Origin of the sequence: Aulosira sp. FACHB-615 (genome assembly GCF_014698045.1) — a bacterium.
Lineage (GTDB): Bacteria > Cyanobacteriota > Cyanobacteriia > Cyanobacteriales > Nostocaceae > Nostoc_B.
In genome coordinates this window covers 336732-361631 of sequence record NZ_JACJSE010000001.1, presented here as the reverse complement: position 1 = coordinate 361631, position 24900 = coordinate 336732, and the positions used below count along the sequence as shown (strand labels likewise).

General features: G+C 42.3%; 22 protein-coding genes. 6 read left to right on the top strand and 16 right to left on the bottom strand.

Annotation, left to right across the window (positions count from 1 at the left end; translation table 11 throughout):
* Positions 1 to 84 precede the first annotated feature (84 nt).
* From H6G77_RS01510 to H6G77_RS01500, 3 genes are all read right to left on the bottom strand, one after another.
* Entirely contained in the window at positions 85 to 891 is an 807-nt protein-coding gene (locus H6G77_RS01510; protein ID WP_190870734.1) for an aminotransferase class IV, read from the bottom strand.
* Between the two features lie 172 nt (positions 892 to 1063).
* Positions 1064 to 2194 carry a tRNA guanosine(34) transglycosylase Tgt gene (gene tgt, locus H6G77_RS01505; RefSeq protein WP_190587949.1) on the bottom strand — a complete coding sequence of 377 codons (1131 nt, stop codon included), beginning with the start codon at positions 2192 to 2194 and terminating at the stop codon, positions 1064 to 1066.
* A gap of 120 nt (positions 2195 to 2314) precedes the next feature.
* On the bottom strand, positions 2315 to 2767 hold the full coding sequence (locus H6G77_RS01500; RefSeq protein ID WP_190587948.1) for a hypothetical protein: 453 nt from the start codon (positions 2765 to 2767) through the stop codon (positions 2315 to 2317).
* 364 nt (positions 2768 to 3131) lie between these two features.
* Here H6G77_RS01500 and cobS point away from each other — a divergent pair, with 364 nt between their 5' ends.
* On the top strand, positions 3132 to 3908 hold the full coding sequence (cobS, locus tag H6G77_RS01495) for an adenosylcobinamide-GDP ribazoletransferase (protein ID WP_190870634.1): 777 nt from the start codon (positions 3132 to 3134) through the stop codon (positions 3906 to 3908).
* Positions 3909 to 4319: 411 nt separating this feature from the next.
* Here cobS and H6G77_RS01490 read toward each other — a convergent pair whose 3' ends face one another.
* The 5 genes from H6G77_RS01490 to csaB form a co-directional block, all read right to left on the bottom strand.
* Positions 4320 to 5063: a choice-of-anchor E domain-containing protein gene (locus H6G77_RS01490; protein WP_190870633.1), complete on the bottom strand. Its 744-nt coding sequence runs from the start codon at positions 5061 to 5063 to the stop codon at positions 4320 to 4322.
* Positions 5064 to 5525: 462 nt separating this feature from the next.
* Complete coding sequence (locus tag H6G77_RS01485; RefSeq protein ID WP_190870733.1) at positions 5526 to 8000, bottom strand: DHH family phosphoesterase; 2475 nt, start codon at positions 7998 to 8000, stop codon at positions 5526 to 5528.
* A 53-nt stretch (positions 8001 to 8053) separates the two neighbouring features.
* The gene (locus H6G77_RS01480) at positions 8054 to 8689 is read right to left on the bottom strand and encodes a GNAT family N-acetyltransferase (RefSeq protein ID WP_190870632.1); all 636 of its coding nucleotides are present in this window, start codon (positions 8687 to 8689) and stop codon (positions 8054 to 8056) included.
* A gap of 57 nt (positions 8690 to 8746) precedes the next feature.
* Positions 8747 to 9547: a PD-(D/E)XK nuclease family protein gene (locus tag H6G77_RS01475; RefSeq protein ID WP_190870631.1), complete on the bottom strand. Its 801-nt coding sequence runs from the start codon at positions 9545 to 9547 to the stop codon at positions 8747 to 8749.
* Between the two features lie 96 nt (positions 9548 to 9643).
* Complete coding sequence (gene csaB / locus H6G77_RS01470; RefSeq protein WP_190870732.1) at positions 9644 to 10681, bottom strand: polysaccharide pyruvyl transferase CsaB; 1038 nt, start codon at positions 10679 to 10681, stop codon at positions 9644 to 9646.
* Between the two features lie 175 nt (positions 10682 to 10856).
* Between csaB and H6G77_RS01465 the strand changes: the two genes are divergently transcribed.
* The 4 genes from H6G77_RS01465 to H6G77_RS01450 all read left to right on the top strand — a co-directional run bounded on the left by H6G77_RS01465 (position 10857) and on the right by H6G77_RS01450 (position 12687).
* Positions 10857 to 11204 (top strand): DUF2499 domain-containing protein, encoded by a 348-nt coding sequence (locus H6G77_RS01465; RefSeq protein WP_190588311.1) that lies wholly within the window; start codon positions 10857 to 10859, stop codon positions 11202 to 11204.
* Positions 11201 to 11497, top strand: coding sequence for a DUF3593 domain-containing protein (locus H6G77_RS01460; protein WP_190587942.1), 297 nt, complete (start codon positions 11201 to 11203; stop codon positions 11495 to 11497). Before H6G77_RS01465 ends, H6G77_RS01460 begins: the two co-directional genes overlap by 4 nt.
* Positions 11498 to 11794: 297 nt before the next feature.
* Positions 11795 to 12247: a DUF3531 family protein gene (locus H6G77_RS01455; RefSeq protein WP_190587941.1), complete on the top strand. Its 453-nt coding sequence runs from the start codon at positions 11795 to 11797 to the stop codon at positions 12245 to 12247.
* Positions 12248 to 12255: 8 nt separating this feature from the next.
* Complete coding sequence (locus H6G77_RS01450; protein ID WP_190870630.1) at positions 12256 to 12687, top strand: NUDIX hydrolase; 432 nt, start codon at positions 12256 to 12258, stop codon at positions 12685 to 12687.
* Between the two features lie 195 nt (positions 12688 to 12882).
* Here the strand turns inward: H6G77_RS01450 and H6G77_RS01445 are convergent, their stop codons facing one another.
* The 6 genes from H6G77_RS01445 to H6G77_RS01420 all read right to left on the bottom strand — a co-directional run bounded on the left by H6G77_RS01445 (position 12883) and on the right by H6G77_RS01420 (position 20476).
* Entirely contained in the window at positions 12883 to 13521 is a 639-nt protein-coding gene (locus H6G77_RS01445; RefSeq protein WP_190587939.1) for a histidine phosphatase family protein, read from the bottom strand.
* 251 nt (positions 13522 to 13772) lie between these two features.
* Complete coding sequence (locus H6G77_RS01440; protein ID WP_190587938.1) at positions 13773 to 14105, bottom strand: hypothetical protein; 333 nt, start codon at positions 14103 to 14105, stop codon at positions 13773 to 13775.
* Complete coding sequence (locus H6G77_RS01435; protein ID WP_190587937.1) at positions 14105 to 14491, bottom strand: hypothetical protein; 387 nt, start codon at positions 14489 to 14491, stop codon at positions 14105 to 14107. The genes H6G77_RS01440 and H6G77_RS01435 overlap by 1 nt, the downstream gene beginning before the upstream one ends.
* A 241-nt stretch (positions 14492 to 14732) precedes the next feature.
* Positions 14733 to 17636: a response regulator gene (locus H6G77_RS01430; RefSeq protein ID WP_190870629.1), complete on the bottom strand. Its 2904-nt coding sequence runs from the start codon at positions 17634 to 17636 to the stop codon at positions 14733 to 14735.
* 2 nt (positions 17637 to 17638) lie between these two features.
* A complete protein-coding gene (locus tag H6G77_RS01425; RefSeq protein ID WP_190587935.1) occupies positions 17639 to 18088 on the bottom strand; it encodes a response regulator in 450 nt (149 codons plus the stop codon).
* A gap of 141 nt (positions 18089 to 18229) precedes the next feature.
* A complete protein-coding gene (locus tag H6G77_RS01420; protein ID WP_190870628.1) occupies positions 18230 to 20476 on the bottom strand; it encodes an ATP-binding protein in 2247 nt (748 codons plus the stop codon).
* A 161-nt stretch (positions 20477 to 20637) separates the two neighbouring features.
* On the opposite strand from H6G77_RS01420, the gene H6G77_RS01415 reads away from it, so the two are divergent.
* Positions 20638 to 22056 (top strand): DUF3370 domain-containing protein, encoded by a 1419-nt coding sequence (locus tag H6G77_RS01415; protein WP_190870627.1) that lies wholly within the window; start codon positions 20638 to 20640, stop codon positions 22054 to 22056.
* Positions 22057 to 22232: 176 nt separating this feature from the next.
* On the opposite strand, the gene H6G77_RS01410 is transcribed toward H6G77_RS01415, so the two are convergent.
* Positions 22233 to 23108 carry a M48 family metallopeptidase gene (locus H6G77_RS01410; RefSeq protein WP_190587933.1) on the bottom strand — a complete coding sequence of 292 codons (876 nt, stop codon included), beginning with the start codon at positions 23106 to 23108 and terminating at the stop codon, positions 22233 to 22235.
* A 235-nt stretch (positions 23109 to 23343) separates the two neighbouring features.
* Complete coding sequence (gene murA / locus H6G77_RS01405) at positions 23344 to 24717, bottom strand: UDP-N-acetylglucosamine 1-carboxyvinyltransferase (RefSeq protein ID WP_190588309.1); 1374 nt, start codon at positions 24715 to 24717, stop codon at positions 23344 to 23346.
* Between the last annotated feature and the right edge of the window lie 183 nt (positions 24718 to 24900).

Below are 24900 nucleotides of genomic sequence, written 5' to 3'. Positions count from 1 at the left end.
TCTCCTGTATATTCTGTGCTTTCGCGGAGTGTCTCTGTATGAGAGGGCATTATTAAGAATTATGTTAACTTATTTTAAGGTATCTTAAAATGGCACGGCTGTCATGCTAAAAAGCCTCCTAATTTGTAGAAAATTTGCATGGTTGGGATTATATTGTAGCGACCCTGAAGCTTGCTCAACGGTATGAATCGGGATAATTTCTACCACACTATTAGTGTAGGCGATCGCTTCAAATTCGGTGACTAACTGGGGTGTCCAAGGTTCTTCTCGTACTTGTAGCTGTTGATTTTCCAGCCATTGGATAATTTGCGATCGCCCAATTCCGGGTAAAATCCCTACATATTCGGGCGGTGTCCACCAACAATTATCTCGCCATCCCCAAAGATTGCCAGTGGTGGTTTCTAACCAATTACCCACCCCATCAACTAAAATCGCTTCTTGGGCGGCTAAAACTTGCACACTATTTTTCGCTAACCAAGCACCCAAATAATTACCTGTTTTATGAGAAGGCAAGTTGCGGGAAAATTGAGGTTGTGCAATGGCGCATTTCACCCCATGCTGTTGTTTTTCTAATAAATCTGCTGGTAAATTTCTGCCAATTATCCATTCCCTACCATCAGGAAACAAGGTAATTCTGAGAACGGGGAAATGTTGGATGAGAAATTGTGCGCCTTGATATATGCGCTGCCAGTCTGGTTGTTGCCAAGCAAAAAATTGTAAACTCAACTTCAGGCGATCGCAGTGTGCCTGCCAGTTGGTTAAACTACTATCGAGAGAATTTTCATAAACCCGCAGTGTAGTAAATACCGTTGCGCCATAAAGTAACCCCGGATCGTTAATATCTAATTCCAGGGTTTGAGATTCGATTAATTTGCCGTTATACCAATAAATAGGTTTACCCACTCTAGTCAACCCAAAAAATTCTCTTTCTATCTCTTCTCTTTGCGTTCTTTGCGCTCTTTGTGGTTCGTTTTAATTTCTGGCGCATCGACGTGATAGCGTCTTCCCGCAGGGTAGGACACAAAGAAAAGATTATTTTAGTGAGATTTTGTGTAAATTTTCATCAAGATAGATCATCTCCAGTTTCTGGTGAATTGAGCCAATGACCAAATTCTTCCAGAAAGGAATCGTTTAATATTGCTTGGCGAATCTTCTGGGTGAACCGAATTAGTTCGGTGATATTGTGAATGCTGAGTAAAGTGTAGGCTAAAATTTCTTGCGATCGCACCAAATGAGAAATATACGCCCGACTAAAATTTTGACAAGCATAACAAGGGCAAGTTTCATCTAATGGTGCAAAATCTTCACGGAACTTAGCATTTTTTAAATTCCAGCGTTCGCCTTGCACTATTGCTGTACCATGTCTCGCCCAACGAGTCGGAATGACGCAATCAAATAAGTCTATACCAGAAGCGATCGCGATCGCCATTTCGCGGTAAGTCCCCACACCCATCAAATAACGGGGCTTTTCTGGTGGTAATAATGGTGCAGTGGCTTGGACAATTTGAGCCATTAATTCTGCGGGTTCGCCCACACTCACACCACCAATAGCATATCCAGGCAAATCTAACTTAGCCAACTCCACAGCCGCTTGGGAACGCAAATCTAAATACACGCCCCCTTGCACAATTCCAAATAATGCCTGATCTTGACGTTTATGGGCAGCTATACAACGTTCTAGCCAACGGTAAGTCCTTTGAGTAGCAGTTTCTACTTCTTGGCGAGTGGCGGGGTAAGGCGGACATTCATCAAAGGCCATAATCACATCCGCCCCTAAAGTATTCTGAATCTCTATGGAACGTTCTGGAGTTAAATTGATAATCTGCCCATCGTGAGGCGAGCGAAAAGTTACACCCTCTTCCGTAATTTTCCGCATCTCACTCAAGCTGAATACTTGAAACCCACCAGAATCGGTGAGCATCGGCCCATCCCAGCCCATAAACTTATGCAAGCCACCACCACCAGCGACAATTGCTTCCCCTGGTTGCAAATGCAAGTGATAAGTATTAGATAAGACCATCTGTGCGCCAGTGTCTTTCAACTGGGCAGGTGTGACTGTTTTGACATTGGCTAATGTCCCCACAGGCATAAATCTGGGGGTTTCTACAGCACCGTGCGGCGTGAAGAATATCCCGGCTCTGGCCTTTGTTTGGCTACAACGAGCTAAGGATTGAAAAGAAAAATTATCGCTCAAAGTAAAAATTAGATAACTATACTAAGTGATTGTCATTTGTCCTTGGTTATAGCAATTATTAATCGTCTTGGTTTATCTGAACGCAAAACTTTGTGCCTCGACTAATGACAGATGACAATTCTAAAACGAATCAGTGCAGTCATCATCCATTTCTGCATCCCATTTAGCAGAGAGTACTTGTTCCATCATGGCTTCGATGGCGCTGACATTAAAGGTTTTCTCTCGACGCTCTTGGATGGGGGTAGTGAGGGGTATTAAGCGCAGACACATTCCTTCTTGCATCAAATCAAAACAAGTTTCTTGTTGGGATAACTGCTTTAATTCAATATAATCAAAACTATACACGTTCAAATAAAGCGCACTGTTAGCTACTAAAGTCGAACGTTGCGGATTTGCGAATACTTCTATGACATCTCCTTCACCCTCGCTGACTACCTGCTCTCCGTGGGTGTACATATAGTGAACTCGACCTAAATCAGAAAGTAATCGCCGCATGTCGAGTTTATTCACAATCACGCCCGTGTTAACAATGCACGGAGCCGGTATCCTGGTATCGGGTAGATGATGACTCATAGGAAATTTAAAGAGAGGAAAAAGATGAGAACGCAGCTAAAAAAACTTAAATTAATAGCTTAATTAGTTCCCTACATTTAAAAAATATCAATTTTGTGGGGCGATCGCTTCAATACTCTCGATCTAATTTGTTAGCTAATGAATACACAAAATGCTGTACTAGCTTTACGTTGTTAAATTTATTTTTTTATGTTATTATTGCAAGCTAAAAAATTTAGCTTAACGAGTCCAGCATAACAAAATTTTTCAGCCGAGTCTGTAAACTAATAGCTATCTTATCCAAAGCTTTAAACTTATCTACTAGTGGTTGTACCACAGTAATCAATATTATCCCTGAAGCATTTCTGCTATAAAAGTAACTAAAATGACAAACTTTTTTCAGTGGTGGAAAACATCGCTGTCTAACTTCATAGCTAGTGTAATATTTTACAGTACTGTGCCTTTTCCTAATATTAATGGCTTAGATTTTCAGGCAGTATCTCAATTTGCGCCACTAGTTGGATTAATAATTGGCGGATTTTTAGGGCTATTTGACACTGGTATGAATTATTTTGGCGTGCCAGTATTAACCCGCACAGCTTTAGTTATTTGTGCTTGGATTGCTTTGACTGGAGGATTACACTTAGATGGTGCAATGGATACATCGGATGGGTTAGCAGTAGGCAATCCCGAAAGGCGGTTGGAAGTGATGACAGATAGTGCCACCGGTGCGTTTGGGGCAATGGCAGCGATCGCCATAGTATTATTAAAAACCGTAGCCTTAACAGAAATTGAAACTCACCGTTGGTTAATCTTAATGGCGGCTTGCGGTTGGGGAAGGTGGGGACAACAACTAGCAATCTGGCGATATCCTTACCTTAAACCCACAGGTAAAGGTGCATTTCACAAAGCAGCTATTCGTTCCTACAAAGATGTCATTCCGGGACTGCTGTTACTGTTGAGTGTGAGTGGTTTACTGTGGTTGATAGATAGCCAAAACCTATTTCTCCCACTCACAATGATACTAGCTGGCAGTGCGATCGCCTTTCTCACAGGTCTATGGTTTAATCACAAATTAGGCGGACACACAGGCGATACCTACGGCGCAGTCGTCGAATGGACAGAAGCCTTATTTCTCTGTGTGTTAACTGGATTTGAGTGAAACAAAAAAGCAATCTAACAGGACTTACGCAACTGGCAGATAGCGATCGCGAATTGATATAGGAATAAGGTTTGATTCCTGAATCTAGTTGTGTAGGTAGGGAGTTGGGAGTAGGGAGTAGGGAGTAGGAAAGAAGCCTGATCTGGGTGTACTGATTTTTTTTCAGAAATCAAATATGAGTCCTATAGCATATATGTATTATTGAGTAAGTCCTAGTGTCAACCAAAATAAAAAACCTAGACTAAAAGTCTAGGTTTTTCAGTGTTAAATAAAAAATGATTCTGACAGTAATAATCGACATGAAAGCGGTCTAACAGATGCACACCTTTGTAACTAATGCAATGTGCTTTTTGATGATTAATTGATATTAGTAAATTGAATCAGGTGAGAAGACTCACCTATTTCTACCAATTAGTTAGACGCTTTGAGCCAATTTTTTCTGCGTTGGGACATTAAACCAATTCCTGCTACTAAACCAAGACCAATTGCAGCAGAAGGCTCAGGTACAGCTTTGGGGTCATAGTCGTATGTGACAGCCAAATTTGCTGCGGCATAAGTGTTGATTTGAGAGTCAAAGTTGCCTGAGCCTGTGACATTAGAATTTGCGAATGCCTTGAAAGTAAAGTCTGCTGTTCCTTTACCGAGGAAATATTGGAAAAATTCGTCGCCAGCATTGACTGTTAGTGTTTTTGCTAGAGTAGCACTCAGACCATTAACTGTCCTGCCGGAAGCACCACTGAAATCTGTTCTTCCATCATATCTAGCTACTTGGTAAGCATAAGACTGGGTTGGAGTGAGGTTGAGTCGCTCTACACCTGCTGGGAGTTCCAAGCTCAACTCACCTGCAAGATTTACTAAAACAGTAGCAGCTCTGCTGCTTCTATTTTCAAAGCGGGCATCTCCCTTCAAGTCACCAATAAAATCGATAGTTACACTTTTGAGAGTGCCTAGTTTTGAGTCGAACTTGTTAACACTGATGATATCTTCAATATCTGTCACGTAGAAACCATCAGCTGACACTGGTGTACCATCTGTAGGCTTGTATTGGTATTGAGTAGTGTAAGAAAGAGAAGCTGCGTTTGCTGCGCCTGCGGTGGCTACGATACCGGCCAAGGTGGTCGCTGCGGCTAGAGTTTGGAATAGTTTTGTTGTCATGGAAATTTATCTTCTCAAACTGGATAAACGCAAGATTGCTACATTATTTCTAACTCGTAGTTTTTGGTTCTCGGCTTGCTAAATTTACCGAAATTTCTGTGAAGCTTTGATTAGGAAAAAACCCGGATAAATCTAGCTTTGAGAAATATATATAAAGTTGTATTAAGGTTGGCAAATTAGATAGAGTATTGCTAGAGCCTTGTTTGACTATCAAAAAGTGTCAGAAGTTTTGCCAAATCACAACTCTTTCAAAGCAGTAAATTCTCATAAATGAAGTATTTTTTTATACTTATCTTGTTGATGAAAATGGATAAACAGCTAGTATGATGAGCATAAAAACTAGTTTGCATCTTAAAAATTTAAAATTTCTATAGGTGTAATTAGGCACTATCTATGATTTGTAAATCCGCTTTATTGCGTATGTAAATGTGAAAAAGCGAGTACAGTAATGACTCAGCAATTTCAATTGAGAGGTCGATTAACAAGCGCCACAATTGTAGATAAAGGGACTTCAGAAAAATACTGTTGCTGAAACTGTTCTTCGCTGACTGCGGACAGAAATTGAGTAACGGCTGTATCTACTAGGTGCGGTGAAATTGTTTGAGGATTTTGGCTGATTTGTAAATAACGGTCTTGTCTGGTAGCTATAAATCCGCAATGTTTCAAAGCTTTGATGCCTAGTAGTAAGCTGCGATCGCCTATGCCTAATTTTCCTAGTAGTTGCGTGCGGGTAACTAGCTGCTGTGTACGACTCAGATATTTAGCTATGCCAACTAGAGTCTGCCAAATTTCTTGCGGTGATTGTAGGTGAGGTTTAGACCAAGCTAGGACTAGTTGTTGATGATTGTAAAGTGAGCGTTGCCACCAAATGCGTATTTGATCCCAGCTAGTGGGGCATTGTTCTAAGATAAGTGGGGAGTTGGGAGTTGGGAGTGGGGAGTTGGGAGTGGGTCGGTTGCGCCAGTCGAGGATTTGTGTTGAATATTGTTGACTGAGTTCTGAGTCATTGCTGGGACGGACGGCAATTAATCTGATTTCATAGCGTTTTTTGAAACTGTTGTAATCTAATTCGACGATGCAATCAGCTTTGCCTACAGGTAATTCATCTTTGTAATGTCCCCACCACACACCAGGAAAAGGATTTTTAGTAGAGTCATCCCGAATATTAAAATCGGTTTTAATGTACTGTACTTTTTTTCCTTGCCAGTCTTGCTGATTACGATGCCAAGCGTTTTCAAACCAGCAGTTTTGAATGAGGAGTTTTGGGGCTGGGTTTCCCATTCCGCAAGGTTCTAGTAGTTTCAGTTCTAAGAATAATTCTTTGCCCAAGTCTGCTACCGTGACTTTTAAATCTACCTGAACTGTAGGCATTAATTCTGTACTACCCAAAGATTGCCGCAACTGCTGATTAATTGCTTGGGTAAATAAAGGAATATTCTCGACTGGTAAACTCAAACCCGCAGCGTAGGGATGTCCACCAAAGCGATGTAATAAATGTGCTTGGTCTTTGACGAGTTGATATAAATCGACAGAATTGATGGAACGGGCTGAACCACGGGCCAGTACAAGTGCTGAGTGCTGAGTGCTGAGTGCTGAGTTTTGAGTCCCCGAACTTTGCTCAACGGGGGGAACCTCCGCACGCAACTTCTCGCTGAGTGCTGAGTGCTGAGTGCTGAGTGCTGAGTTAGAAGATAAAGGAGCTAATTCTTCCCCTGCTCCCCTGCTCCCCTGCTCCCCTGCTAATTCAGTGCTTAACAAAATTGTGGGACGGCCTGTTTCTTGGGCTACTTGTCCGGCGACTAAGCCTAATACACCGGCTGGCCATTGGGGATCTTCGAGGACGATGACGCTGGTTGTTGATAAATCTAATTGGGTGAGTTTTTGGGCTACTTGGGTTTGGACATCTTTTTGTAATGACTTACGGCGAGTGTTGGCAAGTTCTGTCTCTTCAGCCAATTGATTGCAGTGTTTGGCATCGCGGCTAGTCAGTAATTCTACGCAAAAACTGGCATCGCCTTGAATGCGGCTAACTGCGTTGATGCGCGGCCCCAAACCAAAGGAAATATCTGTGGGGCGATCGCCACTTTTTTGGCACAATTCTAATAATCGTCCGACTCCTGGTCTGCGTCGCGCTGTGGGTGGTTGTTTAAAGTCTGCTTGTAAACGTTGGATTCCCAATTGTGCTAAGTACCGACAATCTCCTTTGAGTTGTACCAAGTCAGCGATTAACCCAACTGCAACTAAATCTAATAAGTTTTCTATTGCATCTTGCGGAATATTAGGCAGAGTTTGATAAAGTGCTTCTACTAACTTGTAAGCAACTGCTACCCCAGAAAGATGAAATAATGGATGAACACTTGGTAAATAACGGGGGTTAATAATTGCTGTAACTGGTGGACGTTGGGCGGGTAAGGTGTGATGGTCGGTAACAATGACATCTATACCTAACTGTTTAGCATAGATAATTTCATCAATATTTGTGCTACCAGTATCACAAGTAACTATTAATTTAAAATTTTGTTTCGCTAAATTCTCAATTCCTGAATTGTTCAGTCCGTGAGATTCTCTGAGGCGATTGGGAATGTAATAAGTTAACTGTGTATGTTGCTGAAAGAACTGCCCCAAGCCATCCCATAACACCGCAGTAGAAGTGATACCATCAGCATCAAAATCTCCCCAAATCGCCACTTTTTCACCAAGCTTACGTGCTTGTTGTAATCTGGTTACTGCTAGGTGCATTTCTTCCCCAAATTCAAAGGGATTAGCAGGTTGATAATTTTGATAGTTAACAAAAGTGGCTAGTTGTTGAGAATCTTGAATACCTCTTTGCCACAATAATTGTGCTGCATATAATCCACTAGATGTAGGTGTGTGCTGCTTTACTGCTGCAATAAACCAATCTGGAGGTTGTTCAGTAGGTGCTAAAATCCACTGCATTTTGTCAAGAGCCAATAGTTATTTGTTACTTTAAATTTTCTATTCTCTACTCCCTACTTTTGGTCTTCAATAATTGGGGATTCGTTTACTAAAGGATTGAGGACTAATTCATTCGCAACGCCATCAGATTTTCGGGGGCGAATTGTGGGACGCGATCGCCTGTAACCCGCTCTTTCGGCTTTTTGATGTTCGTAATCAATTAGCCTACCATAATGTGGGTGTTTACTTAAATTCATCGACAAGAAAATATGTTGACGAATATTACCAAAACCTTTGCGATTAAAAAATTTAACTGCGGCTACATTGGTGGGGTCAGTATCTACTAACATGAATCTTGCACCATCTTCAATCATGCGGGCAACGACTTTATCAACTAGTTTATCTGCTACTCCCTGACGCTGATATTTGGGGTTAACTCCCAGCCACAAAATATAACCATAAGTCCAAGATGCTTTAGTTATAATTGTTCCTAAAATAAATCCCGCTAGTTCTCCGCTAGTTTCAGCGACTAAGCAATATTCTGGGTCTGTATTATAAAGTCCAATTACTTCCCATTCATCCCAAGTGCGGTAGAGGTATGGATACAAATCGCTGGTGAATAATTCTTCACCCAAATGATATACAGGGGCGATATCATCAATTCCTAATTCGCGGACATAAATTGCGTCGCTTTCATCAAATGTAGTCATAAGTTAGATAATAAGAATTATAAGTTTCGCGCAAAGGCGCAAAAAAACAACGTAAATTTACAGTGTGACTTCTTGAATGTTATCAATATTTACTAATGGATATATTACTGTATCTTCACCTGATTGTATACGTTGACAACGAACGGCAAACTGGCAGTAATTACAGATTTTACTAGTCTCAATGACTTGTGGGAATGGCTGACCTTTTTGATAAAGTTTTAGCCAAGTAGTTAGATTATTTAATAGCTGATTGAGTTCTTTTGCTGTTTGCTGATGTTGCTTATTATCGTAGGTGTATTTTATATTTTGTGGTCTACCTTCAGACTGAACAAACCAGTAAGTCATTGAGATATTTTCTGGCAAGTATTCGCTGGTTTCGGCTAAGACGTACATATAAAGGCGTGTTTGCCAGTTTTGGGCTAATTTGCGTTTATCTGGTGGTTTGGGATAGGTTTTCCAATCTAAAATTTGCGCTTGCTGGTTATCGGCAATTAATAAATCGTAGATAACAGTTAGTAAATAATCTTGAACTTGTAAGGTACGATAGTGTTCGCTTTCGCGGAAAATTTGATTATTTGTTGTAGGCGTTACAATATCTGGCGCAGCATTAGCAAATGCAGACATCCACTTTTGTAGTTGGGCATCGGCTTGTAATAAACTATCAATTGGTAAACCGATTTCTCTCTGCTGCATGAGTAAGTGAAACCGACTACCTAAAGTTTGTCTTTCCTCGTGTTCTGGATCTGCGGGAGAATTGAGTTGCTCTAAATAGGTATGCTGAAACTGACGGGGACAACGTTCTAATAAGTTGAGTTGTCCTTGGGATAGTCTTAATAAATTAGGAGAAGTTGATAGCATTGTTCTATTATAGATTTAGCTGCGATCGCCTTGCTGAACCCTATTTTATTTGTAATAATTTTTATCTGGGTTTTCCCTTAACAAATATCCAAAAATTTAACTCAAGGCTTCACTTAATAATTCGCGGTGCATTAAGGCTCTATCGACTAAAGATTGAATTTTTTCTGGTAAAAGTGGTTCACCGTTGGCGTAATATTCCAGCCAAGTTTTACTAATTATATTTGCCTCATCTGGTAAATCTTCTAAATCCCAGCCAGGTATGGCTAAATCTTCCATCAAACGATTGACTTTGGGATCGTAACTCAGTGCAAAACAGCGACAACCTTCAGCCGCAGCCATAATTAAACTGTGTAACCGCATTCCAATTGTCATTTCCACACCACGATATACACCTTTTAAAAGCTGTGGATCTTCTAGACACAATATTTGGCTAACATCAGCAAGCTGGGGTTGAATGGCTTGGGCTATGCCTAAATCTTCACTTTTTTGAAATGGCAGCAATAAAATGAATGCTTGGGTGGCTTTTTGAAAATCTACTAATGCTTTGGTGAGGTTAGCTAGGCGGGTTGGAGTGAGTTGAGGGTGCGATCGCAATGTTACAGCAACTCTCGGCGTAGGTAAATCTTGAAGTTCGTGGACTGGTTTTCCTTGTAGCGCCCAAACAGGATCAGGTGCGATGATGTGGGGAATTTGCCAATCTGATAATAAAGCCGCGCTGGCGCGATCGCGGACACTAACTTTGGTACAACCAGCAAAATTGCGTCTGGCTAACCAGCGCGTTTGCGGACGCAATAAAGGGCCAATACCTTGCGCCCAAGCAATGGTTTTCAAATTCATTGTTTGCGCCAATGTCATCAATCCCCCATAATACAGAGGGCTAATGGTGCTGGTGACATCTTGAATTAAACTACCACCGCCCCAAATCAAAGCATCGCAGGAACGTAAAGCTTGCAGCACAGGTACTATAGCCATCCGGTTGTAAGTTTCTACATTGTAGCGATCGCGCGTTTCTTCGGGATTACCAGAAAGCACCACAGGCGTAACATGAGATGGCAACATTTGTAAAAGCGTCGCCAGTAAAGCTTCATCACCACCGTTACCTTTGCCATAATAACCAGACAATAACGCCCGCATAGTTCCCATCTTCAGAATTTGGATTTTAGATTATCAACTTTTTCTCAACAGTTCCTAGTATGTCAGCCATCTTGTCAATCAAAGAGGAATTTCCTTGTGGGAAGATTGAAGAACAGAAGAAAGAATCAGAGGAAGATTAACTTTTGACTGTTGACTGTTGACTTTTGACTTATTTATGCACGCCCTATCAATTCCCACTTGGATTATTCACATTTCTAGCGTTATTGAGTGGATTGCCGCGATTTGGTTAATCTGGACTTACGGCGAACTCACGGGTAATCGTAGTTGGTGGGGATTGTCCCTAGCCATGTTACCAGCTTTAGTGAGTGCTATGTGTGCTTGCACTTGGCATTATTTTGATAATGCAGAATCTCTAGAATGGCTAGTAACTTTGCAAGCTACCATGACTTTAGTTGGTAATTTTACACTGTGGGCAGCTGCGGTATGGATTTGGCGTTCCAGCAAGTCTGCCAAAAATGTCACAGATAATGTTGCAGTCTCATCTATTAAATCAAAACCATGATCTCAAAAGAAACCCTGTTTGCTCTTTCCTTGTTTCCCTATTTGGGTTTCTTGTGGTTTCTTAGCCGCAGTCAACAAGTACCCAGGTTAGCATTGTATGGATTTTACGGCACACTTGTATTTGTCGGTGTTACCATCCCCGCAGGTATTTACGCCAAAGTTCATTATGGCGAAGCTTTGGCAAATGTAGACTGGCTACATGGGGGTGCGGAAGTCTTTTTAACCCTATCTAATATCTTGCTGGTGATTGGTTTTCGCCAAGCTGTGAAAGAGAGGTTAGAGGCTAGAGGTTAGAGGCTAGACCCGAATTTCTCACGTATGGGTAGGGAGTGTGGAGAGAGAGGGGAGTGTGGGGAGTGTGGGGGGAAAGATTTTTTCACCATCCTCCCACACTTCCCACCCCTCCCACCCCCCTGGATTTCTCACAAGAGAGAAATCCAGGTAGAGACTAGAGGTTAGGGATTCTCAGCACTTTGTCATACCACATTGCCTGATAAAAGCATTTCCCTGATCTCTTCTGTCTCCTTACCCCTAGCCTCTACTCCCTACTTTGATATGCTTATTTTGAACGACAGTAATTGAGATAGTTGAATGTACATTCAGTTTCGTGAATTTAATCCGTTTGATGTCTGGATTTGGTTGCAGTTTAGTACCATTCCTTCACAACGGGAAAAAGAATATATAGAAGAAGTTTTTAATTCCTGGTTTTACTTGGGTAAGTTGGGCGCGTTTAATGCGGAAAATTTGCAAGTCCAAGAAACAGGGCTAGAAATTAGCTATATGGATTATGATGTACAGGGCTATGACAAAAGCTTGTTAGCTTTGATGCACAATATGGGTGAGATTGAGTACGAAGGACAATGGGCGCGTTGCTGGTTTGACTTGGGAACTAGTGATGCGATCGCTTTAGATATTTTAATCAACGCCCTCACCCAGCTTAGTGAAGAATATGTCACTATTGAACAATTGTATATTGGCGGCGAAAATGAAGATTGGCCTGTGGAAGATAGCGAAAGCCGTTCTTACTCCATATACGATAATTAGTAACAAGAATGAGTAAATCAGGGGAAATTCGGATCATAGCTTTAGGACTAATTCGGGATGGCGATCGCATTTTTGTTTCTGAAGGCTATGATCCTGCAAAGCAGTCCACATTTTATCGCGCCTTGGGTGGTGGCGTTGATTTTGGTGAAACTAGTTATGCAGCTTTACAGCGAGAATTTCAAGAAGAAATTCAAGCTGAATTAACTAACATTCGCTATTTGGGTTGTATTGAAAACTTATTTATCTATAACAATCGGCAAGGGCATGAAATCATTCAACTTTATCAATGCGATTTTGCTGATTCTAAGTTTTATCAACTAGAAAGTTTAATGTTTTCGGAGTCAGGAACCCATCATCATCGAGCGTTGTGGGTAGATATTGCCCGTTGCAAATCTGGTGAACTGCGGTTAGTTCCAGAGGAATTTTTTAATTATTTATAGCAGAAGGCAGGTAATAGGTGACAGGTTACAGGTTATAGAGTAGAAATTGAGAAATCAACTCTCATCACCTTAACTGAACCGTATTGATTTATAAAGCCAAGATTTTTTCGAGAGTAGTTACAAGCGATCGCAAAACCCAACAAAGTCTAGACTTTGTTGGGTTTCGTTACTTTACCAAACTACATTTGTAGCAATTTAAGTTCCAGGACGAGAGCGGAGATGATCTGGGATATGATGGCGATCGCCTAATATTTCTAACAATGGCCCATGAACATCAAATTTCACCATACTTACCGACGCGACCAAAATATTCACGCGATAGCGATAGCGTCCTAAATCAATTCCCAATAAACTGCAAAGCAAAATCCGAATGGTGGCTTTATGGGAAACTACTAACACATTACCTGCGGGATGCTTTTCTTGAATTTCCGCAATTACAGGCATCGAACGGTTAGCAATATCTACTGCTGTTTCGCCACCTTTGGGTGCGTTCCAAGCAGGTTCTGTCAGCCATTTTACATAGTTTTCACTATAATTATCTTGAGCAAAAGATTTACTCTTAGCTTCCCATTCGCCATAACTACCTTCTCTCAGTCCATCACGCAACTGCATATCTATACCAGTAGCATCACAAAATGGTTTAGCTGTGGCAATTGTGCGTTTCATCGGGCTAACATAAGCTGCTTCCCACTTCAATTTCTGATAAACATTGGCAAAACTTTCTGCCATCTGTCTTCCTTCTTCTGTCAATTCGGCATCAGTTTTACCGCAGAAATTACCACTTTGACTAAAAGTAGTTTCGCCATGTCGCAGTAAATATAAATTGAGCGTCATAAATTATATTGCAGTTGCGATAAAAGAGTTTGTGTAACTATAAAGTACCATCAATCTCACAATTGAGTATGTAACACCAGGACAAAGTAATCAACCAAAAAAGTCAATCAAATACAATCAGGACTTACGCAACTAGCATATTGTTTCTGTAGGGTGTGTGACGCAACGAGAAGATTTAAACGTAGTTCTCAGATTTATAGCGTCACGCACCAACCACCAATTGTGACACTTACGTAAGTCCCTCCTAATATCTACTCATATCGATGTTTTTTCGATTTAATCACTTCAATTACATCATCATGACGTTGCCCTTCGATAATGTCACTTAAATGAATTTTGCCATCAATATATTGCAGATGAATCCGCCAGCCAGATAATTTATCGATATCGGCGCGGTAAATTGCTTGTTTAATACCTTTAACTTTCCGCAGTCTGGTTTTAGGAAAAGTTCTAGTTCTGTGACATTCGTTATCTTCTAATTCTGCTAAAGCTTCTAAAAAATCAATTTTCAATTCATCTGGCAAAATTTTCATCGCTTCATAAATTACACCATGCTCATCAAAAAGTGGTTTAATCTGTGGCATCAGCTAGAGTGAACCTCAACTTCTTGATTTTGCATACTAAAATCTTGGTAGAGATACTCAGCTACAGAATTATATGCTTGAGTAGCATCTTCTGTACTGACAACTCTAAATAAGGTGATGACTGTTGTATCAAAAATTGGGTCATCATCTATGGTAAGTATGATTCTGATTTCTTTATCGATGATTAAGGCATAAAGGGAAGAATCATACTCAGTATTAAATTTAATATTTTTTAGTTTAAAGGCTTGATTTTCTAGTAAGTTTCTCTTTTTAGAAATTAGGTCAACATAACGATTTAATTTCTTAACAATTTTAAATTTCTCTCTATTGTTAAATTTTTCCAAGTCTTTTTCAAATGCTTTAGTTGATTCAATGAGTATTTCCATTTAATTAATGCTTGAATCAGAATAGGAAACTAAGTTTAATATAGCTGATAATTATAGATAATTGAAGTGTGATTGGTAGCGGTTATAAATATAGTAATCTTATTTGATTGGTGAGAATCGAGAGGCTCAGATCCCCGACTTCTTGAAGAAGTCGGGGATCTTTTGGTTCACGAATGATGTAGGAATGCCATAGTGTAAAGCAGAATACATAAACTTTAGAGGCTAAATATGTTTGGTTAACTTAAGATTTGCGAGCAAGTTCAAAGACGGTTTCTACTAATTTATCTAAATCAAGTGGCTTAGAAATGTGGTGTTGAAAACCGACAGATAAAGAACGCTGTTGGTCTTCTATTCTGGCATAGGCGGAAAGCGCGATCGCACCTATTTTGCCGCCTTTGTCTGTTGGTAAGGAGCGAATCTGTTGAATGAGTGTATGGCCATCCATATCGGGCATTCCAATATCACTGATGAAGACATCTGGTTGAAACGATTCCAGGGAAGCTAAAACTTCTGCCGCACGGGTTACAGCTAATATCTCTGCACCGTATTGTTCCAGTACTGCTGTGACTAATTCTCGCGCATCGGGTTCATCATCGACAATTAAGACTTTAATTCCGGTTAAATCTAGTTCTGGTGTTGATAATTCATCAGGTTGACTCCGCACTGATGTAGTAGCTAACAAGGGCAATTTAACTGTGAATGTCGCCCCTAATCCTTCACCGGGGCTGTCGGCTTGAATTGTACCGCCGTGAGCTTCCAGCAAATAGCGCACAATGGCTAACCCCAACCCCAATCCACCATATTTACGAGTTGTTGAAGCATCTTCTTGGCGGAATGATTCAAAAATATGGGGCAGAAAATCAGGTTTGATGCCTTTACCTGTATCGCTGATGGTGATTTGTGCTTGATGATCAACGCGCTGTAATTGCACATCGACTCGTCCACCAGCCGGGGTAAATTTAATGGCATTCGATAGCAGATTCCAGAAAATTTGCTGTAGTCGTGCCGAATCACCGGATACTTGCCCAATTTGGGGCATGGTGGAATGTAACAAAATTGACTTGGCGATGGCGGCTGTTCTGACTGTATCCAGTGCGGCTTCTAAGACAAATACTAAATTTACGGGAGCCTCATCTATGTTGAGTTTGCCCCGCAAAATCTTCGCCACATCTAGCAAATCATCAATTAATTGACACTGTAATTTAGCGTTACGTTCAATGGTGGCTAAAGCTTCGGCGGTTTTCGCGGCATCAAATTGGCGGGTTTGCAGCAGTTTTGCCCAACCTAAAATCGGGTTGAGGGGCGATCGCAATTCGTGAGAGAGAATGGCTAAAAATTCATCTTTGATGCGGTTGGCGCGTTCGGCTTCGGCTCTGGCTAGTTGTTCTTTTTCTAACAGCAAACTACGTTCTTCTTCCGCTTGCTTTTGTTCAGTAATATCAGTATTTGTCCCAAACCAACGTAATATTTCACCATGCTGATCACGGATGGGAATAGCACGGGACAAAAACCAACGATACTCCCCATCATTTCCCCGCAGGGGAAAGGTATCTTCCCAGGCTTCACCTGTTGTTAAACAGTGGCGGAAGTGTTGGATTACCCGATTTAAATGATCGGGATGGTGGACTTTTTGCCAGCCCCATCCCTGCATTTCTTCTAGAGTTGTACCCGTGTAATCAAACCAACGTTGGTTATACCAAAATATCCAACCGTTTGCATCCGCCATCCAGGCAAACTGCGACATATTATCAGCCAGGGTGCGGAAGCGTTCTTCACTTTCTTGCAGTGATTGTTCGGCTTGTTTGCGATGGGTGATATCTCTCCAGGTGGCAATAAAGCCATCCCCAAATTTCGCCACGCGGATATCAAATGCTCTGGTTATATATTTCTCGCCATATTCATCACTGTAAATCAGGTTTTCTTTCATCAGTGACTGTCCGCTTTCAACTACCCGACAATATTCTGCAAACAACCCACTCTCTCGATGTCCTGGCAATAACTCACACAACCCCCGCCCAATTTGCTGTTCATAGCTCATGTGATTGTTGAGACAAGCTGCATGGTTAACATATTCCGTAAGAAAATCGATAATCTCTCCTTGCTCGTTTCTGATAGCTACATAAATCCCCAAGCAATCTAAAACGTTTTCTACGGAAGTACGAAAGCGTTCTTCATTGGCTCGCAGTTCTGTTTCTACTTTTCGGCGTTCAATTAATTCATGTTGTGTTTGCTGATAAAGTTCTGCTTGTCGTAGGGCGATACCCAGAGCAGTGGCTAATTCTTGGAGCAAATCAATTTCTAAAGGCTGCCATTGACGGGGAGCTTGACAATGATGCACAATCAGCATTCCCCACAGTTGTTGGTCTTGCAAAATCGGCACAACTATTTTGGCCTGGACTTGTAAATTTGTTAACAATTCGATGTGCCAGGAATTGAGAGTGCCATCATAAATATTCGGTTTGACAGAGATTAATCCCTGATGAGCAAATTCAGTATAGTATTCTTTGAAACAAGGGTTATATAAGCAAGTAGACAACAGTGGTGTCCATCCTGCACCGACTGATTCGTTGGTAACAATGCCGCTATTATCTGGTTGCCAACGGACAATCACAACTCGATCTGTGTGGAGAAACTGTCTGACCTCGGTGACTGTTGTTTGCAGAATTTCCTGTAAATCTAAGGATTGATGAATTTTTTGGATAATTTGTGCTGTTAATCTTTCTCGCTTGATGCGCTGTTGTAATTGATTCCGCAACTGGACTGTTTCAATGGCTCCCTGAACTGCTCGTTGCAAAGTTGCTGGGGTGATGTGTTCTTTGACAAGATAATCTTGTGCGCCTGCTTTCATGACTTGGACAGCGATCGCTTCACTGCCTTGGCCTGTTACCATAATTACGGGTAATTCAGGCTGTTGGCTAAAAGCTTTTAACTGAGCGAGAAATTCTAAGCCATCCAAATCAGGCAAGCGATAATCCAGCAAAATCACATCTGGTTGTTGCTGGCAAAGTTCCAGGCCTTGACTCCCCAAGGTTGCTTCCCAAATATTGTAGGAGTAATCGCGATCGCGCAACAAACACTGCCGATAAAATTCTCGGTCTTCAGGAGAATCATCGACAATTAAGACGTTGCACCGAGCTTGAACCATGATTAATACTCCAGGTGTTCAGGAAGTGTTGTCACCTCAAACCAGTATTGGATCAATGTTTGCACATCTCGTTTTAGCTGCTCAAAATTAATCGGTTTAACGATGTAGCTGTTAACTCCGTAGCGGTAACAATCTTCGATATCTTTGGGGTTATTGGAGGTGGTAAATACCACAACCGGAACGGTCTTTAGATTATCATCCTGCTTGATCTGGCGCAATACTTCTCGGCCATCGGTTCCCGGCAGATTTAAATCCAAGACAATCAAGCCCGGAGAAAAGCAGATGTCGCTATAGTTACCAGTACGATGCAGAAAAGCCAAGGCTTGCTCTCCATTGACGCATCGCTGAATCGGTACTTGAATGGGCGATCGCTCCAACAATCGTTGCAGGGCTTCAAAGTCTTCGTTGCTGTCTTCCACCACTAACAGCAGGGGTATGGGCGCAGTTCTCATTGTCTTTAACTCGAATTTCTCACGTATGGGTGGGGAGTGTGGGGAGTGTGGGGAGAGAGGGAAGAGAGGGGGGAAAGATTTCTTCACTATCCTCCCACACCTCCCACACCCCTGGATTTTTCACAAGAGAGAAATCCAGGTTTAAGTGATTGCCTCTGCTGTTAATGTAAAGTAAAATGTACTACCTTGCTTGGGTGTAGATTCTACCCAAATTCTCCCGCCGTGGCGTTCCACAATTTTGCGAGCAATGGTTAAGCCTGCGCCAGTTCCACCGCCAAATTCATCTCGTCCATGTAAGCGGCGAAAGATTTGAAAGATTTTGTCGAGGTGCTTTTCTAAAATGCCAATGCCATTATCACGCACATAGAAAATTGGCTGTCGGGAGGTGTCTTCCTGGGGAATATAGCCAATTTCTACCCATTTTTGGGCTTTATCGTTGTACTTCATGGCATTGCTGATTAAGTTTGTGAATAATTCATTTACCTGGGCGCGATCGCATTCTATACTGGGCAGCGTTTGGGGAAGCCGAAATTCTATTTCACTTTGTGGGCGAGTAATGCTGAGGGTATGAATTACCTGCTGGACTAACTCATTTAAGTTGACTGGTTGGCGCATCAGTTCCGCCCGTCCCAACCGCGAAAAATGCAGCAGAGAATTAATTAAATCTTCCATACGCTGGGTTAAGCGCACCAGGGTTTGTAGTTTCGCCACCCCATCACCCTTGAGCGTCTCAGCATAATCTTCCATTAAGAAATTAGCGTAGTTATGAATCCCGCGCAGGGGTTCCTTCAAATCGTGGGAAGCAATATAAGCAAAAGAATCAAGTTCTTCGTTGCTGCGTTGTAATTCAAAATTCATAGAGGCGAGTTCATCGGCTTGTCGTAAGACAACACCGACAATTAAACTTCGCAGTTCGGTAGCGGCGGCAATTTCGCTGGGTTTCCAGGGTAAAGCGCAACCCCTCACTGTTTCTTGCCACAACTCGAAAGATTTGCGTGGTGACATTCGCAAGCTGCCATCAGATAATACTTCCACAGGTTTGTGCGGATTGCCACCCCAGTTGACAGTTTCGATTACTTCTGGGCGAAACCAAATCAAGTAATTGTGTTGTACCCGTGAAATTTCCAAAGCTAACACACCACTAGCGATCGCGCGGAATGACTCGCTTGGGGGATAATCTTGAGAGAGCGATCGCGTAGCAAATAAACTATGATGTAGCCGTGGTTTCATCCAGTTCAGTAAAGCATTTACCTCTGCCTCCGATGGCACTTCACCCACAGGGATAAATTGATTACCACTACAAATTACTGCCCCTGTAGCATTCACTAAATTCAGTAATTGAGATTGTAACTGCACCATCCCATGCAAAAAATACTTAGACTGGGACAAAGCCTCCACAAATTGAGTTTGTAAGGACTTCAACTGCATTTTGTAATCAATATCTTCACTGGCTTCTTTGTTCGCCAGTTCCACAGACATTACCTGCCCAATAAATTCGCAAATGGTACGGATATTGTAAGGAATATATTTAGGTGATGAATGATGACAGGCAATTAATCCCCAAAGCTGCTGATTTTGCAACAAAGAAATAGACATTGAAGCTGTCACATTCATATTATGTAAGTACTCCAAATGAATTGGAGACACACTCCGCAACACAGACAAACTTAAATCGAGTGGTTGATTTGTCAGAGGATTATTATGAGGAATTAACGGTGCAGGTTGGTAGTTAACATCAGGAATTAACCGCAGCCAATTGAGGGTGTAAAGATGTCGGGCTTGCTTGGGAATATCCGAAGATGGGTAGTGTAAATCTAGATAAGGAATTGCTAAATCAGTATCTTCAGCAATCACACAGCCTGCACCTTCCCCATCAAATTGATAAATCATCACACGCTCAAAGCCAGTAATCCGCCGCACTTCTTGAACAACAACTTGGCACATTTCTCGTAGTGTGACAGATTTTTGCATCCGGGTAATTGTGCCTTTTACCTGATGATAAAAATCAACAAAATCAGCTTTTTGTTTAACTTTTTTCGGCTCTAATTCCAAAAGAATTACTGTGTCTGAGTGGTGGATAATGCCATCAAAGTACCGCAATTTATTGCCATGCTTAATTGATAAATCCAGGGGATTAATTGTCTCGAAATCTGCGGTGAGGCATTGCTGAATTTTTTGAATTTGCTTGGTATCAAATAAAACTGATAAATGTTTGCCTAAAAGTGCCTCTGGTGGATGACCAATGATTTTTTCAGTGTTATCACTAACTTGGATAATTTCGAGGTGAGCATCTTGCAAAACCAGCAAAACTCCGTGAGGCTGAATTAAACCTGGAATGTGAATCGGCTCGCGATCGCAATTTGTTAAATCTATCATTTCATCAGCCATACACTAACCACCCAACTCCAGCCACTGCCCGTAACTGATCTCCGTAATCTCCCTTATTGTAATTTTAGATTTTAGATTTTAGATTTTGGATTTTGCATTAATTCGTTGAACTCACGTTGTAGTTAGCAGAAATATTGTCAACACTTCCATTTCCTGAATTTATGACCCAGAAACTAGCATTACCAATATTCACACTTTTATTTGGACTGGCTATTATTCAAGCAGTCGGCTGCACAACTGATAAAAATAACTCCGCAGTTGTCGCCCAAACTTCCCCTAAACCAGCACCCCAAGAAATCATCCAACCAGGAGAAGTCCGCGCCTTACCCGGTAAGTTAGATACCATCCCGGTGTTTAACAGTAACAGCCCCGAATGGATTAAAAACGAAGGGATTCTACTTTCTACCTTTCCTACCAATAATAAAAAAGTCCCCGCCGCCCACCTCAATTTTCTCTTTCAGGGACGCTTCGATTTATTTGCCCATCATTACACCCACACGCCCAAAGATTTACAAACTCTCTATATCGGTGTCATACTCCAAAACCCCAGTAAAAAACCTGTGACAGTTAATGTCTTGCAGGGCGCAAGTTATTTAATGCAGGATGCGCCCTTTGTGACCTTAGCGCCTTACCTAGAAAATAATGATGGCAAGGTTTATTCTGGGCCAGGGGCGAGGGCTGTCAGTGATGTGTTGCGCGGTGTGCGTCAAGCAGATTTCCCCGCTAAGTTCGTCATTCCTCCTGGTGGTAGCCGGATGTTATTAAATCATCCAATTCCTGTGAGAAATTTAGCCAAGCCTGTGAATGGTCGTTCTAGTTTTTTGCGCTTGCAGAGTAGCGGTAAAGTATACGCGGCTAGTTTGGCGATGTTTGCTAAAAAAAATGCTGATAATTCTGACCGTGCGCCAACTTTGAGTGAATGGCAAGCTTTATTAAACAATGGCAGTTTTGCCGGGCCGAGAGATAAAACACCAACCCCGCCCAATGTTACTAGTGGTTCACTTATTTACGGACGTGTGGCTGGTGTTTCTCAAGGTTCCCAATGGCAAGCTAACTTGGTAGATAATCCCAAAGCCCAGTATTTAACTATTCCTGAACGCGGTAAAGGTATTTCCTATCCTTTAGTTACTCTCCGGGGTGGTCGATTGGGTACTGACCAAATCCAAACCGCTAAAATGTTGGTGCGCTATCCTGATACCGCCTACGAAGCACACGGTAATTATGGGGTGGAATATAACCTGAGTTTGCCGTTAAAAAATCAGACAAACCAAACTCAAAAAGTCACCGTCACCCTAGAAACACCTTTAAAAGAAGACAAATTATCTCAAGGTGGCATTCGTTTCCGCAAACCATCACTTGATTTTCCCTTCTTTCGCGGGACAGTACGACTGCGTTATGTTGATGACCAAGGACAAAAGAAAACGCGGTATGTGCATTTATGGCACAGAACTGGCCAGGTTTTAGAACCATTGGTGCAGTTTGTTCTCCCACCCGCCAGCCAAAGAAATCTACAAGTAGACGTGATTTATCCACCAGACTCAACACCACCGCAGGTTTTGACTGTCCGAACTTTAGAGTAGTAATCAAAATTACTCATCCCCGAATTTCTCACGTTTGGGGAGAGGGGAGTATAGAGAGAGGGGGAAGTGTGGGGAGAGAGGGGAGTGTGGGGGGAAAGATTTCTTCACCATCCTCCCACCCCTCCCACACCTCCCACACCCCTACTCCCCACTCCCTACTCCCTTTGAATGCCAATTTACCAGTTCCGCCAGCCGCCTTTTGTTGGTACTTCACCAGAACTTTTCAACCCATGAGTTTGCAGTAAAGTTTGATATTCTTGACTACTCGCCCAACGGTCAATTTCTCTGGCGCGTAGCACTGGTACGGGATGGCTTAATTGGGCTGTGCGGGCGACTTTCACCATTTCACCCAATTCTGTTTTACTAATTTCATCATAAGCACGGGCTTGGGCAACAAAGGCATCGAGGTTGAGTTGCGGTGCAAGTGTGGGCGAACCACCAGCCAGTTTCATGAGTACAGACATGACCACTTTGGGGTTTTGGGTGGCTAGTAAAGCGGCGCGATCGCAGGTAAACTCAGCACAACGTACCCATTCTAAAAGTTGTGTTTGGATGGCTTGCGCCAAAAAGTTCCCCACATTCGGCACAATTGCTGCCGCTAATACCAGTAAATTTACAGGCGTTAAATAAACACTATGGTCGCATTTTAGATGCCCTAACTCATGGGCAATTACCGCCTGAATTTCTTCTGGGGTGAGGATATCTATCAAGGAAGTATGCAACACCACAAAAGGTTGTTTACCCCGCATCGCAAAAGTATAAGCGTTGGGTGCTGGATGTTGTCGGACGTATAATTGCGGCGGTTCAATATCTAAAACTTTGCAAGCTTCTAATAATAATTTATGTAAATCTGGCAGTTGATTTTCACTGACTAAAACACTAGAAGCAATATTTTCTACATAAAAAATCTGCTCCGCCATTGGCCCCAGCCAATTTCGCACCATCAAATCAATACCAGGTATTTGTTTGAGAGCTTTGGTAGATTCCAAGTCTAAGGGATGACGAAAGGAGTCAGCTTTTAAACCAATTAGCGGAGTTTTAATGAATGACATGATATAGCCAGCTTGAACACAAAGACTGTAAAAACTTGGCTGCTAATTTAACAGCCATCCACAAGCTAGTATAACGATTCATTCGGTGGAAGAAGGGGGTAAGTGTGGGAGGGGTGGGAAGTGTGGGAGGGGTGGGAAGTGTGGGAGGGGTGGGAAGTGTGGGAGGATGGTGAAGAAATCTTTCCCCCCACACTCCCCTCTCTCCCCACACTCCCCCCTCTCTCTACACTCCCCTCTAATTAGCAATTGTGACCGGGGGAGTGCTGCCATTAGAAGTCACCCCAGGGGTTGAGACTTCGTTGACGCGCTTGATTTTAGCTCCCAATTGCTGCAACTTGATATCAAGACGATCATAACCGCGATCGAGGTGATGCAAGCCTTGGAAAGTGGTTTGTCCATCAGCCGCCAAGCCAGCTAAGACGAGGGCGGCTGATGCCCGTAAGTCTGTACCAATAACAGGCGCACCCGATAAATTAGGGACTCCGCGCACAAAAGCTGCATTACCTTTAACGCGAATATCTGCACCCAAGCGGTTTAACTCGGAAGCATGGCGCAAGCGATTTTCAAACACAGACTCGTTAATGATGCTGTCACCTTCTGCTAAGGTGAGCAACGCCATGAACGGTGCTTGCATATCTGTGGGGAAACCTGGATGGGGCAAGGTTTCAATATATGTCGCCTTGAGAGTTTCCGCAGGTAGTATTCGCAAGCAGTCTGGGGCTTCTTCAATAATCTGCACACCGATTTCCCGCAGTTTGGCAATTACGGGAATTAAATGGTCGGGTACAACTGGAGATAATAAGATGTCCGAACGTGTAATTGCACCAGCTACCAAAAAGGTGCCGGTTTCAATGCGATCGGGGATAATGCTGTAGTCAACAGAATGCAATTGCGGGACACCTTCAATGGTGATGACACTAGTACCAGCACCGTGAATTTTGGCTCCCATTGCGTTACAGAAATTCGCTAAATCAGCAACTTCTGGCTCACGCGCCGCATTTTCGATGATCGTTTCGCCATCAGCCAGGGTAGCCGCCATCATCAATGTTTCTGTTGCGCCGACGCTGGGAGTGTCGAGGTAAATTTTGGCTCCTTTTAATCTGCCACCATTGGGAACATAAGCATTACAAATGCCATGTTCAATCTGCACCTCGGCTCCCATTGCTTGCAGTCCCCGGACATGCAAGTCAACTGGTCGAGCGCCAATTGCACAGCCACCTGGTAAGGGCATTTGTGCCACCCCTAGCCGAGCCAGAATAGAACCGATCGCAAAAAAACTGGCTCGTAGCTGAGTCACGAGTTCGTAGGGAGCTTTAGATGTAGTGATATTACTGGCGTTAATGTCTAAAATATCGCCTTGGCGTGAAACCTTTACACCTAAAGCTGATAAAACTTGTCCCATTTTTTCGACATCCGCCAACAAGGGAACATTGCGGATGTGACAATCTCCAGAACAGAGCAATGCTCCAGCCATGATTACCAGTGCTGAATTTTTTGCCCCGCTAATTTTGACATGACCGTGCAAACGATGCCCACCGAAAATTTGCAAGACTGAGGAGTCTGCTTGAGGTGCAAGCTTGGCATCTGGTAAGCTGGTAGAAGGATTAATAAGCCTACCTCCAAAAATAATACTTAATTTTCAAGGGTTGAAGTTGGTTTTGATTCTACAGTAAAGATTTCATTTGTCTACATTTTGGATTAATCAATATATTTTTTGGCTCGTGAACTGAGGGCAAAAAATAACGGTAATTAATCTCAGATGTAATGGTAAATTTCAATACTTAGTAGACTA

Excerpts from the sequence above, each read along its gene's own strand:
- H6G77_RS01500 (WP_190587948.1), bottom strand. The coding sequence starts at position 2,767 with ATGAGTCATCATCTACCCGATACCAGGATACCGGCTCCGTGCATTGTT.
- cobS (WP_190870634.1), top strand. The coding sequence starts at position 3,132 with ATGACAAACTTTTTTCAGTGGTGGAAAACATCGCTGTCTAACTTCATA.
- H6G77_RS01490 (WP_190870633.1), bottom strand. The coding sequence starts at position 5,063 with ATGACAACAAAACTATTCCAAACTCTAGCCGCAGCGACCACCTTGGCC.
- H6G77_RS01485 (WP_190870733.1), bottom strand. The coding sequence starts at position 8,000 with ATGCAGTGGATTTTAGCACCTACTGAACAACCTCCAGATTGGTTTATT.
- H6G77_RS01480 (WP_190870632.1), bottom strand. The coding sequence starts at position 8,689 with ATGACTACATTTGATGAAAGCGACGCAATTTATGTCCGCGAATTAGGA.
- H6G77_RS01475 (WP_190870631.1), bottom strand. The coding sequence starts at position 9,547 with ATGCTATCAACTTCTCCTAATTTATTAAGACTATCCCAAGGACAACTC.
- csaB (WP_190870732.1), bottom strand. The coding sequence starts at position 10,681 with ATGCGGGCGTTATTGTCTGGTTATTATGGCAAAGGTAACGGTGGTGAT.
- H6G77_RS01465 (WP_190588311.1), top strand. The coding sequence starts at position 10,857 with ATGCACGCCCTATCAATTCCCACTTGGATTATTCACATTTCTAGCGTT.
- H6G77_RS01460 (WP_190587942.1), top strand. The coding sequence starts at position 11,201 with ATGATCTCAAAAGAAACCCTGTTTGCTCTTTCCTTGTTTCCCTATTTG.
- H6G77_RS01455 (WP_190587941.1), top strand. The coding sequence starts at position 11,795 with ATGTACATTCAGTTTCGTGAATTTAATCCGTTTGATGTCTGGATTTGG.
- H6G77_RS01450 (WP_190870630.1), top strand. The coding sequence starts at position 12,256 with ATGAGTAAATCAGGGGAAATTCGGATCATAGCTTTAGGACTAATTCGG.
- H6G77_RS01445 (WP_190587939.1), bottom strand. The coding sequence starts at position 13,521 with ATGACGCTCAATTTATATTTACTGCGACATGGCGAAACTACTTTTAGT.
- H6G77_RS01440 (WP_190587938.1), bottom strand. The coding sequence starts at position 14,105 with ATGCCACAGATTAAACCACTTTTTGATGAGCATGGTGTAATTTATGAA.
- H6G77_RS01435 (WP_190587937.1), bottom strand. The coding sequence starts at position 14,491 with ATGGAAATACTCATTGAATCAACTAAAGCATTTGAAAAAGACTTGGAA.
- H6G77_RS01430 (WP_190870629.1), bottom strand. The coding sequence starts at position 17,636 with ATGGTTCAAGCTCGGTGCAACGTCTTAATTGTCGATGATTCTCCTGAA.
- H6G77_RS01425 (WP_190587935.1), bottom strand. The coding sequence starts at position 18,088 with ATGAGAACTGCGCCCATACCCCTGCTGTTAGTGGTGGAAGACAGCAAC.
- H6G77_RS01420 (WP_190870628.1), bottom strand. The coding sequence starts at position 20,476 with ATGGCTGATGAAATGATAGATTTAACAAATTGCGATCGCGAGCCGATT.
- H6G77_RS01415 (WP_190870627.1), top strand. The coding sequence starts at position 20,638 with ATGACCCAGAAACTAGCATTACCAATATTCACACTTTTATTTGGACTG.
- H6G77_RS01410 (WP_190587933.1), bottom strand. The coding sequence starts at position 23,108 with ATGTCATTCATTAAAACTCCGCTAATTGGTTTAAAAGCTGACTCCTTT.